Below are 12,687 nucleotides of genomic sequence, written 5' to 3'. Positions count from 1 at the left end.
CATGAGGTGCCGGCGCCCCAGCATGATGTCCTGTCTCTCACCCATGCTCAGAATTCCTGACGGATCGTGGCGCCGAAATAGCGGCGGTCGTCACGCGGCACGAAGCGCACCACCCCGCTGCCGAACGTGTTCAACTGCGTGGAGTAATGCGTGTCGGCGATGTTGCGGGCCAGAAGGGACACACGAAGCCCGTCGCCGCTTTCAAAACCGACGCTGGCATTCCACAGGCCGAAGGCCGGCTGGACCGTGTCCGGGGTCTGGTTGATGGAATATTGCACCTTCGATTGCCAGCTATAGTTCGTGGCCAGATCAACGGTCCAGCCGCCATCCAGCGGGATCGTGTAGTTGGCGCGCAGATCCGTCTTCCAGTCGGGCGAGAAAGGCAACGGCCGGCCATTCACCTGACAGGAGGCCGACGTGCCGGCGGGACAGGTGAATTCGTCGATCCGCGCCTCGATACGGGCGGCAACGGCAGCCAAGGTCAGGTTGGCAAGGGGGCGCGCCGACAGGTCCGCCTCGATCCCACGCGTCGAGACGCGGCCGGCATTGATCAGGCGGGTGACGGGCGAGCCGTTATAGGTGTCGAAGAAATTGACCTGGTAATCCTTGAAGCGGCTGAGGAAGGCCGCAAGATTGACCTGCAGGCGCCCCTCCAGGAACCGCGATTTCAGCCCGGCCTCATAGGCGTTCGACGTCTCCCCCTTCAACGCCGCCGTATCCTGGGGCAGCATGCTGAAGGCGATGTTATAGGCCGGCCCCTTGTAGCCGCGCGACCAGGTGGCATAGGTCATGGCCGTGTCCGACAGGTCATATTGCAGGCCCACGCGGTTGGCATAGTCGATGGGGGCGGTGGAACCGCTGCTGGTGAAACCGACCTGGATGCCGGGCACGGCCACGGGCGAGGTGGAGGTGCGCCGGAAATCATAGCGCAAATCATCCTTGACCAGCCGGAAGCCGGCAATGGCCCGGACATCGTCGGCCATGTTCACCGTCGCCTCGCCGAAGGCCGAATAATTGTCGTTGGTCACGCCATAATCGGCAATGCCGGTATGGACCGTGCTGCCGGTGGCCGACACGACGGTCGTGTCGCGGCGATAGCGCTCCTCATTCTCCGCCCGCATGTAATAGAGGCCGACGATGTAATCGACCAGATTGCCCTTGGGCGAGGCCAGGCGGATCTCCTGGGAATACTGATCAAAGGTCAGGTCGCCACGGTCATGCTGCTGCGGCAGACCGGACAGGGCGCGCGGCAGCCGATCCTGATCCTGGAACTGCGTATTCTCCCACCGCCGCCAGGCGCTGATGGCCGTCAGGTCATGGTCACCGACATGCCATTCGATCTGGGCGGACAGGCCGCCATTATCGTCCCGCACCCGCGTGTCATAGTTGCTGTTGATCTCGCGATTGTCGGCGCTGGCCACAACCGGCCCAAGGGCGGCGGCAAAGGCCGGGAAGTTGGTGACTTTGTTCGTGGGATAGGCGGTCAGGAAGGTGCGCGTGACCACGCCCTGCGGCGGCGTCGCCGTGGAATGCATGTAATCGGCAATCAGCATCACCCGCAGATCGTCGGTCGGCAGCAGTTCCAGCTTGGCCCGCGCACCCGCCCGCTCATAACCATTGACGGTGCGCCCGTTGAAGACGTTGATGACGTTGCCGTCGTAGCGGCCCCACATCGCCGTCAGCGACGCCCGCGCCTTGTCGGGCGACAGGGCGCCGGAGATGCCCGCCCGCAACCGCCGCTCATTCCCGCCGCCGAACCAGCCGGCATCAACATAGGCCTTGAAATCCTCCGTTGGGGCGCGCCCGACAATGTTGACGACACCACCCGAAGCATTCTTGCCGAACAAGGTTCCCTGCGGCCCCCGCAGCACCTCGATCCGCTCGATATCCAGCAGGTCCAGCGTGGCCTGACCCTGGCGGGCCAGCACGACACCATCGATGACAGTGGAAATGGTCGGCTCCACCCCCGGCGAGGTGGAGACGGTGCCCAGGCCGCGGATGAACAGCGCCTGATCCTTGTTTGATGCCGCCGTGCGGAAGTTCAAGGTGGGGATGATGTTGGCGATGTCGCGGATATTGTTCAGGTTGTTGCGCTGGACATAGTCGCCATCCACCACGCTGACCGCCACCGGCACGGTTTGCAGCGATTCCGCCCGACGGGTGGCGGTGACGATGATTTCCTCCAGCGTGAACGGTTCCGGCTCCGCTGCCGTCTGCGCCGAAGCGGCGCCCGGCGCCAGCAACGCAATGGCGGCACCAGTCAGCAGGGCACAGCGTGAATTCTTCAGGACAATCATGGGGGCTCCCTTCCCTCTGGTCAGCATGGTCCGGGACCCGATGCACGCCAACACCGCAATTTAAACTTACGACATGTGCATTATCGGTTCACAGCGGCCTTCCAACAAATTATTTACACTTACTATATGTATCTTTTATGACGAGCCAGCAAGCGCTATTTTAGGTGTCCAATCGCGGCCGCGTTCCGCGCAGGGGCGGAAGCGGACGATGGTGGAACGGAAATGCCTATGGAATCCTTGAAGAAATCCGACCTGCCCGCCCTCGCCCATCGGACACTGACCCAAAGCGAGCGCCGGATCCTGGATCTGCTTTTCCGGGGCGGGCCGGCGACACAGGCTCGGATCGCGGAGACGACAGACCTGACACAGCAGTCAATCTCACGCATCATAGGTGGATTGAGTGATGATGGACTGGTGCGCACGGGCGACAAGGTGCAGTCGGGCCGGCGCGGCTATCCCAGCGCCGCGCTTGAACTGACACCGGAATTCGCCTTCTCCTTCGGTGTGTCGATCATGACCGACGCATTGGCCGTCACTTTGGTGGATTTTACCGGCACCATCCGGGGGGAGTGTCGGCAGGGCTTCCTGTCGCTGCCGGTCGCGCGCGCCATCGACTGGCTGGACGGGGCGATGGCTGGATTGCTGCCCCTGACCGGCGGCCGTCCGCTGGCCGGGATCGGTATCGGCGTTCCCGGTTCCTTCGTGGCAGAGGGGCCGGGATTCAACACCCCGCACAGCCTGGAGGAATGGGCGAATATCGATGTCGCCGGCCTGTTCCGCGACCGGTTCGGCCTGCCCGCCATTGCCGATAATGACGGCAATGTTGCGGCCCTGGGCGAAAGCCTGGTCGGCGTCGGTCGCTGGGCACGCAGCTTTGCCTATCTCTACATCGCGTCCGGCGTCGGCGGTGGCGTGGTCCTGGATGGGGAGGTCTGGCGCGGCCGAAACGGCAATGCGGGGGAGTTCGCGGGTGGCCTGCCAGCCAACATCTACCCCTTCCCCAATCTGGAACTGTTGCGCCAGCTTGTGGCGCGTCAGGGCCGGAGTTTCGACACGGTGGACCAGTTGATCGACGGGTTCGACCCGGCATGGCCCGCCATTGATGACTGGATCGCGCGCGTGCGCGACAGCCTGTCGATCATTGCCTCCAATGCCACCGCTATCCTGGACCTGGACGCGGTTGTCCTGGGCGGACGGATACCGCGCCCGCTGGCCGAACGCGTGATCCCCGCCATTGAGCTTTACGATCAGAAGCGCCGCTCACAAAAGCGGCCGACGGCCCGGATCGTCCCGGCCGAAGCGCCGGGCAATGCCGCTGCCATCGGCGCCGCCATGCTGCCGCTGAAGCAGCGCTTCTTCAAAGCGCAGCTGTAGCCGTCCCGCCCCCAGCTGTCGCCCCGTCCAGCGGCAGATAGGGATGGTCCAGGCCGAACGCCGTCGGGCCGCCTCACGCTGGAAACCATCGACCAGCATGCCGATGTCCGACACCGTGCTGCCGGCATCGATGCCTGCAGCATCTCGTCAATCACCCGCCGTTCCGCCCAACTCAGGTGCGAATAGTACTCTCCCATGGCAGCCTCCATTGCTAACCATCTGACTATAAGGAGAGTCGCACTTCAAAATAGAATCTACCCCTGACGATGTGATGCCCGATCACAACAGGATGACATCAACGCCGCAACCCGCCGCTGACGGTCCCACCCTTCGGGTTCGGGCTGCCCCCTTCCCCCAGCGGGTACCCCCGCGCATTGGCGCGAAAATGTTAGCGATACCGGCGACAAACCCACCGCCGCACCTCCCGAAATCCAGTCAACCCGCCCCTTTCAGCCTTCTTCCATTTTTCCGACACAGAGTCCATTGACGGAATCATTCTCATAAGTTAAGAATGCATCCCATATAATGAAACGCCATCGCACGTTCTGGGAGTGGCTTGTTTGCCCGCTCCCCCGCGCCGAACGGCGATCGGCCCCAAGAAGCCATATCGGAACTTGAAAGGGAGGTAAGTCCGTGAAGAAAATCAATCTCGACCGCCGTGCCCGGCTCCTGTGCGGAACCGCCATTGTCGCCATCGGCATGGTCCTGCCGGCGGCTGCCCAGACCAGTACCCAGCCCGCCGCGTCCGGCGATGTGTTGGAAGAGGTCGTGGTAACCGGTTCCCGTATCCCCCGCGCCTTTTCCGCCCCCACGCCCGTGAATGTCGTCGGCGCGCAGGATGTGAAGCTGTCGGGCAACGTCAACATTGAAAAGATGTTGGCCCAGCTGCCGCAGGCTGTTGCGTCCCAGCTTGGTAGCGCTACCGCAAACACCGTTCCGGGCGGTTTCGCCGATGTGAACCTGCGCGGCTTCGGCTCCACCCGCAATCTGGTGCTGGTCAATGGCCGCCGCTTCGCCATCTATGGGCCGGAGCAGGTGACGGACCTGAACACCATCCCGGCCTCGCTGATTTCCCGCACGGAAATCGTCACGGGCGGGTCGTCGGCCGTTTACGGGTCGGACGCCATCACCGGCGTCGTCAACTTCATCATGCGCGATGATTTCGAAGGGGTCGAAGCCCGCGCGCAGTTGAACATGGACCAGCCGACGCGCACGCCCGTCTATAATGTCGACATCACGGCGGGCGGCAATTTCGCCGAAGGTCGCGGCAATCTGGTCGTGGCCGGCAATTTCCTCGATCGCGGGTCGATCACGCGCGGGGAGCGCGGCAGCTACGCCTATGACAGCCTGTCGGATGGCTGTGTCGTGGCCGGGACCAGCAGCCCGGACCGTGCCGGGACCCCCTTCACCCCGCCCGCCGGCAAAAGCTGTGTTGATGGCGGCGGCCAGCTGGGCTTTGTGCGCGGCGGCAGCGGCGACATCCCCAACGGCCGCTTCTCCGGCATCCCGGCCGCCGGCGGGTCGAATGCGGCGCTGAACGCGGCCTATGCCGCCGCCGGCCTGTCGGGCCTGACCTCGCGCGGGTTCACCTTCAACGACCAGGGCACGGTGGCAAGGCCGCAGGTGACGCCGCAGGATGATTTCAACCTGGGCCCCGACAATTACCTGATTCAGCCGCAGCGCCGCTGGATGATCAACAGCTTCGGCCATTACGACTTCACCGACAATATCCGCGGCTTCATGGAGCTGCATTACAGCTCCAACACCGTCGATGCCCGTCTGGCGCCCACCAATGTCGGCGCGCCCACCCTGTTCAATGTCAACAATCCCTATCTGACCCCGCAATTGCAGGAAGTGCTGCGCCAGCTGGACCTAGCGGAAACCGGCACGTCGACCGTGACCAGCGGCACGGCCACCCGCACCAATACGCGCGGCGACGGCCTGGCCCTGCTGACGGCCGGCCGGCGCTATGTGGAGGTGGGGCCGCGCATGGCCAGCGAACGGCGCAATGTCTATCGCGGCGCCTGGGGCTTTGACTGGAACCTGGGGTCCGTGTCGCAGGATTTCCTTTCGGACCTGAAGCTGAACGCCTATTACACCTATGCCCGCAGCGAGGATACGCTGCTGCTGAAGAACGCCATTTCGCGTTCGCGGCTGCAGGCCTCGCTGCTGTCGTCCGGTGGGGCGGCCCCGGTCTGCAACATTTTCGGCGCCAATATCTCGGCGGCTTGCGTTCAGGCCATCGCCATCAGCGCCACCAACACCACCGTGGCCACCCAGCAGGTGGCGCAATCCAGCGTGACGGGTGAGCTGTTCCAGGTGCCGGCCGGCCCCGTCGGCTTCTCCGTCGGGGCGGAATGGCGCGACACCAGCGCCCAGTTCACGCCCGACAGCTTCCTGTCGTCGGGCGATGTGGCCGGCTTCAACCCCGGCCTGCCGACCAGCGGCAGCGTCGGCGTGAAGGAACTGTTCGGCGAACTGAACGTGCCGCTGCTGGAAGATCTGGATTTCGTGAAGTCGCTGGAGGCGAACGGCGCCTTCCGCTATTCCGATTACAGCCTGTCGGGCATCGGCTCGGTCTGGACCTATTCGGGCGGCATGGACTGGCGCGTCACCTCCGACGTGGCATTGCGCGGCCAGTATCAGCGCGCCATCCGCGCCCCCAATGTGAACGAGCTGTTCGGCGGCGTGAACCGCGTCGTCAGCGTGGCGACCGACCCCTGCTCCAGCCGTGCGCCTGCGTCACAGCAGACGGCCGCCGTGCGCGCGGTCTGTGTGGCCACGGGCGTGCCCGCCGCCAATGTCTTCACAGCAGCGGTGCAGCCCAACACCATCTTCGGGGCCGATTTCGGCGGCAACCCGAATTTGCAGGAAGAACGGTCCGATACCTACACGGTGGGCGCCATCCTGACGCCCAGCTTCGTGCCCGGCCTGAATCTGTCGGTCGATTATTTCAAGATCAAGCTGGAAGGCGCCATTTCGGCCCTGGGTGGGGGTCTGCAGAACACGCTCAACCTCTGCTACAATGTCATCCAGAATGCGGGCAGCGAGTTCTGTCAGGCCATCCGCCGCAACCCGACGACAGGCGAGATCAACGATCCCTATGTCGCCAAGATCCTGAACGCCAATACCGGCCTGTTGCAGACATCGGGCCTCGATCTGGCCGTGCGCTATTCGTTCGAAGCCGGCTTCGGCATTCCGGGCTGGCGGGAGAACAGCTCCTTCGATATCACCACCAACTTCACCTGGCTGGATGATTTCACCTCCACGCCCGTGGCGGCCTTCCCCAATATCCAGAACCATTGCGAAGGCTCCTTCGGCCCCACCTGCGGCCAGCCCCTGCCCGTCTGGCGCGGGTCGACGCGCGTGACCTGGAACCTGGACCCGCTGCAACTGTCCGTGCGCCACCGCTATATCGGCAAGGTGACGACGGACCGTTATCTGGTGCCCCTGCGCCAGGGCTCGGCCTCCACGCCCGCCCTGTCCTCCATCCCCTACCCCACCCTGCCGGCACAGAACTATTTCGACGTGTCCTTCAATTATGATGTCAGCAAGGATGTGGAATTCTACGGCGGCGTGAACAATGTCTTCTCCCGCAAGCCGCCGATCACCACGCAAGGGCCGAACGCCAACACTTTCTCCGCCACCTATGACGTGCTGGGGGCAGAGTTCTTTGTAGGCGCCACGGTGAGGTTCTGAGGTCGGTTACACCCGTTCAGCCCTCTCTTCCCGTCATCCCGGCGCAGGCCGATAGGTGTTAGCTTCATCGTTGCACCCTTCGTGCCTCCCCCGCGAAAGCGGGGGTCCAGGGGTCAAGAGCACTGAGCTGTGGTTCTTGTGGCCCCTGGATCCCCGCTTTCGCGGGGAAGGCACCTTATTATCCAAGGGGCTAAGTCAGCGCCTATGGACCGATCGCCGGGATGACCGTGTGTTTCAATTCAACGAACGGACGGGGCATCCCCCACCGGGGGCCCACCAACAAGGGGAGAGCAATGCCAATGCTGGATCGGCGATCCATGGTTCTGGGAAGGAGAGCAATGCCAATGCTGGATCGGCGATCCATGGTTCTGGGAACCGGCATCCTGGCCGGTGCCGTGCCCGTCGCGGCCCTTGCCGCCACCCCCGCCCGCCCGCCCGGCCCCAACGCCGGCTGGGTCGATATCCGCCAGTTCGGGGCGAAGGGCGACGGCATCGCCATCGACACGCCGGCCATCAACCGCGCCATCGACCATGTGGCCGAACGCGGTGGCGGCACCGTCTATGTCCCGGCCGGCACCTATGCCTGCTACACGATCCGCCTGAAAAGCCGGATCACGCTTTATCTGGATCAGGGCGCCACGATCCTGGCCGCCGCCCCCGGCGACAGCCAGGGCTACGACCATCCCGAACCCATCCCCGACTGGAACAAGTACCAGGATTTCGGCCATTCCCATTGGCGCAACAGCCTGATCTGGGGCGAAGGCCTGCATGACATCATTGTCGCCGGGCCGGGCCTGATCTGGGGCAAGGGGCTGGGGCGCGGGGATGGAAAGGATAACTGGCTGAAGGACCCCAGCGGTCCCGGCACGGGCAACAAGGCCATTGCCCTGAAATGGTGCCGCAACGTCACCCTGCGCGATTTCAAGATTCTGGAGGGGGGCTGGTTCGCCCTGCTGGCCACGGGTGTCGATAATCTGACCATCGACAATCTGCTGGTCGATACCAACCGCGACGGGTTCGATATCGATTGCTGCAAGAATGTCCGGGTCAGCAACTGCACTGTCAATGCCCCCTATGACGACGCCATCTGCCCCAAATCCAGCTTCGGGCTGGGCGAGGCGCGGGTCACGGAAAACCTGACCATCGCCAATTGCCTGGTCACCGGCAATTATCAGATCGGCTCCGTCATGAATGGAACCTGGCTGAAAATGCCACCCGAATTCGCGCCCAAGATCCATGGGCGCATCAAATTCGGTACCGAGACGAATGGCGGTTTCCGCAACATCACCATCAGCAATTGCATTTTCGAGGATAGCCGCGGCCTGGCGTTCGAGACGGTGGATGGCGGCGTGCTGGAGGATGTGACGGTCAGCAACATCGCCATGCGCGGCATTGTCGACGCGCCCTTGTTCCTGCGCCTGGGCAAGCGCATGCGTGGGCCGGCCGGCGTGCCCGTGGGCAGCCTGAAACGCATCCTGATCCAGAATGTGGTCAGTTCCAACGCCACCATCCTGCCCTCTGTCATCGCCGGCCTTTCCGACCATGCGATTGAGGATATCCGCATCGCCGACTGCTATTTCCACCATGTTGGCGGCGCGCCGGCCGCCATGGCCGACATACAACCGCCGGAAGCAGAAATGGCCTATCCGGAGGCGACCATGTTCGGCGACCTGCCGGCCACGGGCTTCTTCATCCGCCATGCGCGGCGAGTGGTGATGAACAATGTCGAAATCGCCACCGCCGCCCCCGACCCCCGTCCCGCCATCCGGATGGAGGATGTGCAGGACGCCGATTTCTTCCGGCTGCGGGCACCGCGCAACGCCCCGGCCTTTGACCTGAACCAGGTGACCGACTTCCGGTCCACCGGCGCGCGCTGGCTGCCCGACCGGGTGGCCGACGGTCCTGTCGGCGGCCGCTTCTGAAGCCCAGCCCCGACCGGCCGGAACCCGGCACACATATCCTTCCCCGCTGCCGGGTTCCGGTCTTTTTCTGTTAAGGGATTGTCTTGAACGGCGTGTCCGGAGGCCGGGGTGGACGGGTGGATCTGGCCCAACCAGAGCGGAGTGAACCGCGCCAGGACTGTCGGCGGCTCCAACTTCCGAGAGGATGGAGCGACGATGAGCAGGACAACGAATAAATTTTCAGCTGAAGTGCGTGATCGGGCTGCTCGGCTGGTTCTGAAGCACGAGAAGGATCATCCGGCGCGAGGGGCAGTAGCGCAACCCATTCATAGACAACGCTTTTGCCATATTGGTGCGTTGACTGTCGGAAGCCTGCATGTCGCATGCGCAGTACAGGCTTACGGCCCGGCGGACAGCGAGAAATCGATGGGTACCGTCAATTCCAGGCGGTCGCGTTCCATATCGTCGGGGAATGGCGGGAACGGGGCGGCGCGACGAACCAGGGACGCCACCTCTTCATCCAGCGCTGGCACGCCGGACGTGCCCTCAATCCGCCAGGACAGGAGCCGGCCACGCCGGTCGATGGCGAAGCGCAGCAGCACCGTTCCCTCCGCCCGCACCGCCTTCGCCGCCGCCGGATAGCGCTTGGCCCGTTCCAGCCTGGCCAGGATGCGGCCGACATAGTCGGGCGGCGGCCCGGCCGGTCCCGCATCCGGGGCGGGGCGGGGCTGGGTGGACAGCAGATCAGTGCTGCGGGCCGCAACTGGCAAGGCAGCGGCGGGCGTGTCCGTTTCCCCCGTGCCATCAGCCGGGCTGGCAGTTGCCGGGACCGGTGCGGCAGCCGGCGCGATCAGGGGTATGGGCGGCAGCGGCGGGGGGATGGCTGCCTTTGATCGTTCGGCCAGTACCCGCGCCGGGCGTGGTGCCGGATTGGGTGGGGCGGTCACCGCCGGTTCCGGCGGGCTGGGCATCGGTTCACGCGGTGCGGACAGGGTGACCGGCAGGATCTGCACCTGCAGCGCCGCCGCTGGTTCCATTCGCGCTGGCAGCACATCCCAGACAAGCCGGAGCAGCCCGGCATGCAGCAGGCAGGTCAGCAGCAGCGCGACGGTACGCTGTACCGGCGGTGGGGGCGTGGATCGGCGCATCATGAGGGCCCGTCCCTGATCCGTCCCGGGGCGACCATGGCCGCCGGGACGGATCGGGGACGCTTGACCTTACAGTTTGGCCGTCAGGGTCAACGTAAACTCCCTGGGCGTGCCGTAGCTGTTATAGGTGTTGGTGGACCGACCCAGCGCCGCGAAATACTTCTTGTCGAAAATGTTGCTGGCGATCAGGGAAACCGACAGGTTCTCGTTAATCCGGTATCCGGCCTGAGCATTGAACAGGGCGAACCCGTCCTGCGCCAGCTTCGCATTGCTGCCATTGCCGCTATAGTCGGTGACCCAGGTGGCGCCACCGCCCAGGCTGACCCCGGTTAAGGCCCCGTCCTCAATACGATAAAGCCCCAGCAGTTTGAAGCTGTGCTTGGGATACCAGTTGCTGAAATTCAGGCCCTGGTTGGTGCGGTCCTTGATGTATTCGGTATAGAGATAGGAATAGCCGGCGGTCAGGTCGAAGCCCGGCAGCGGCTGGCCCGTCACCTCCGCATCCACACCCTGCGACCGCACCTTGCCGATCTGCAGGTAGAAATTGGGATGGTCCGGGTCGGCATAGGCGCGGTTGGTATCCTCGATCTGGAACAGGGCCAGACTGGCGTTCAACTTTTCGTCCAGAAAGCCGCCCTTGGCCCCGACCTCATATTGCGTGCCCTTGCGCGGGTCCAGGGTGCGGCCGGTATAGTCGGTCACGGTCTGCGGGATGAAGGTCTGCGCGCCACTGCCATAAAGTGCGATTTCCGGCGTCACATCATAGATGGCGCCCAGATAGGGCACGAACTCCCCATCGGCCTTCGCACCCTGCCGCCAGTCGGTGGGAACCGACGGGGCGACGGAACGTGAGCGGGTGGTGAACCAGGAGAAACGGCCCCCCGCCACCAGGGTCAGCGGGTCCAGAAGCTTGATCCGCGCCTGGCCATAGGCCCCCTCCTGGAACGTGTAGCTTTTGCCGCCGGACGTGGCTTGGATGTCGGGCTTGATCCAGGCGCCCGATCCTTCCAGGTTGAACAGCGGGACATTGGTCAGGACGGGAGCGGAGCCGCCCACATTGCTGGACTGGTAACGTTCGCGGTTATAGCCCACGACCAGATTATGCGTGCGCCCGAAAAGCTCGACCGGCCCGGCGGCGTAAAGGTCGATATTCTGGCGGAAATAATCGTAGCTGGTGTCCCGCCGCGCATATGAGATAGTGTTGGTGACGGGATTGACGGCACTGGCAGCATAGCTGTCATTGAAGCGGAAATCGCGTTCCCACCAGCGGGCCTGCGCCTTCAGCACCCAGCCCTCCTGCAGCCGGTGTTCCACCGCCAGGGTCTGTTCATAGGTGTCGGTATACATCCGCGCCCAGGGGGCGACGGGGCTGAAGGAACGCGGCAGATCGGGGATGGTCAGGTTGCTATAGACGGGGATGCCATAGAAGGGCGTGGCCCGGTCGCGCTGCACCACGCCGGTGGCGGTCACCGTCGTCGCCCCGCCGATATCATATTCGGCCGTCAGATAGCCCACCTGCTTGTTGCTGTCGGAATGGTCATAGAAATAATCCCGCCACTGGCCCGATGCCACGGCCCGCACGCGCAACGACTTGTCTTCGTTCACGGCACCGGTGACGTCGGCCATGGTTCGGAAATTGTTCCAGGAGCCGTAGGAAACCGTCCCGGTGGCGGCGAAATCGGCCCGTGCCCGCTTGGTCACCATATTGACCGTGCCGCCGGGATTGGGATCAGTGCCCATCAGCATGCCCGCCGTGCCGCGCAGCACCTCCACCCGGTCATAGATCGACAGGTCGAACTGCTGGTTGCCGCTCAGGGCATTGTAGGACGGGATGCCATTATACATGGCGTTCATGCCATAGCCGCGCGAATTGTACTGGGCCTGGGTCCCGTCATTGGGGATCGCGGTCACGCCTGTCGCCTGCGACAGCGCGTCATACAGCGTCACCATGTTCCAGTCGTCCATCACCTGGCGGGTGATGACGGAAACGGAACTGGGGATTTCCTTGATGGAGACGGCTTCCTTGCCCATCAGGGTGGCGGCGGAACTGGTATAGGAGCGGGTGCCGTCCGTCTCGGCCGCCGTCGGTGCGCCACCGGCACGGACACTGTCGGTGACGGAGATGCGCGGCAGGGCCACGGTCTCATCCGCCTTCTCCTGCGCTCCTGCCAGACTGGCATGCGCCGTAAGGGCGGACAGCGACAGGCCGGCCAGGATCATCCGGCGGAAGGAATATCGGGTGTTCATGATGCCCCCAAGGGATTGATT

General features: G+C 64.0%; 6 protein-coding genes. 3 read left to right on the top strand and 3 right to left on the bottom strand.

Annotation, left to right across the window (positions count from 1 at the left end; genetic code table 11):
- Positions 1 to 47: 47 nt before the first annotated feature.
- Positions 48 to 2,297: a TonB-dependent receptor gene (locus tag ACODTW_RS17455; RefSeq protein WP_488947335.1), complete on the bottom strand. Its 2,250-nt coding sequence runs from the start codon at positions 2,295 to 2,297 to the stop codon at positions 48 to 50.
- A 228-nt stretch (positions 2,298 to 2,525) separates the two neighbouring features.
- Here ACODTW_RS17455 and ACODTW_RS17450 point away from each other — a divergent pair, with 228 nt between their 5' ends.
- The 3 genes from ACODTW_RS17450 to ACODTW_RS17440 all read left to right on the top strand — a co-directional run bounded on the left by ACODTW_RS17450 (position 2,526) and on the right by ACODTW_RS17440 (position 9,292).
- Positions 2,526 to 3,671, top strand: a complete 1,146-nt coding sequence (locus ACODTW_RS17450) for an ROK family transcriptional regulator (protein WP_488947334.1) — start codon at positions 2,526 to 2,528, stop codon at positions 3,669 to 3,671.
- Positions 3,672 to 4,304: 633 nt separating this feature from the next.
- Positions 4,305 to 7,370, top strand: a complete 3,066-nt coding sequence (locus tag ACODTW_RS17445) for a TonB-dependent receptor plug domain-containing protein (protein WP_488947333.1) — start codon at positions 4,305 to 4,307, stop codon at positions 7,368 to 7,370.
- A 362-nt stretch (positions 7,371 to 7,732) separates the two neighbouring features.
- Positions 7,733 to 9,292 (top strand): rhamnogalacturonidase, encoded by a 1,560-nt coding sequence (locus tag ACODTW_RS17440; protein WP_488947332.1) that lies wholly within the window; start codon positions 7,733 to 7,735, stop codon positions 9,290 to 9,292.
- A 377-nt stretch (positions 9,293 to 9,669) separates the two neighbouring features.
- On the opposite strand, the gene ACODTW_RS17435 is transcribed toward ACODTW_RS17440, so the two are convergent.
- Positions 9,670 to 10,422 carry an energy transducer TonB gene (locus tag ACODTW_RS17435; RefSeq protein ID WP_488947331.1) on the bottom strand — a complete coding sequence of 251 codons (753 nt, stop codon included), beginning with the start codon at positions 10,420 to 10,422 and terminating at the stop codon, positions 9,670 to 9,672.
- 66 nt (positions 10,423 to 10,488) lie between these two features.
- Positions 10,489 to 12,666 carry a TonB-dependent siderophore receptor gene (locus ACODTW_RS17430; protein WP_488947330.1) on the bottom strand — a complete coding sequence of 726 codons (2,178 nt, stop codon included), beginning with the start codon at positions 12,664 to 12,666 and terminating at the stop codon, positions 10,489 to 10,491.
- Positions 12,667 to 12,687: the final 21 nt, after the last annotated feature.

It is taken from the genome of Niveispirillum sp. FG148 (assembly GCF_057809655.1).
This window is presented reverse-complemented; position numbering and strand designations above follow the sequence as displayed.

Bases quoted from the DNA above. Each gene is read 5' to 3' on its own strand.
- ACODTW_RS17440 (WP_488947332.1), top strand. From the start codon at position 7,733: ATGGTTCTGGGAACCGGCATCCTGGCCGGTGCCGTGCCCGTCGCGGCC.
- ACODTW_RS17455 (WP_488947335.1), bottom strand. From the start codon at position 2,297: ATGATTGTCCTGAAGAATTCACGCTGTGCCCTGCTGACTGGTGCCGCC.
- ACODTW_RS17435 (WP_488947331.1), bottom strand. From the start codon at position 10,422: ATGATGCGCCGATCCACGCCCCCACCGCCGGTACAGCGTACCGTCGCG.
- ACODTW_RS17450 (WP_488947334.1), top strand. From the start codon at position 2,526: ATGGAATCCTTGAAGAAATCCGACCTGCCCGCCCTCGCCCATCGGACA.
- ACODTW_RS17430 (WP_488947330.1), bottom strand. From the start codon at position 12,666: ATGAACACCCGATATTCCTTCCGCCGGATGATCCTGGCCGGCCTGTCG.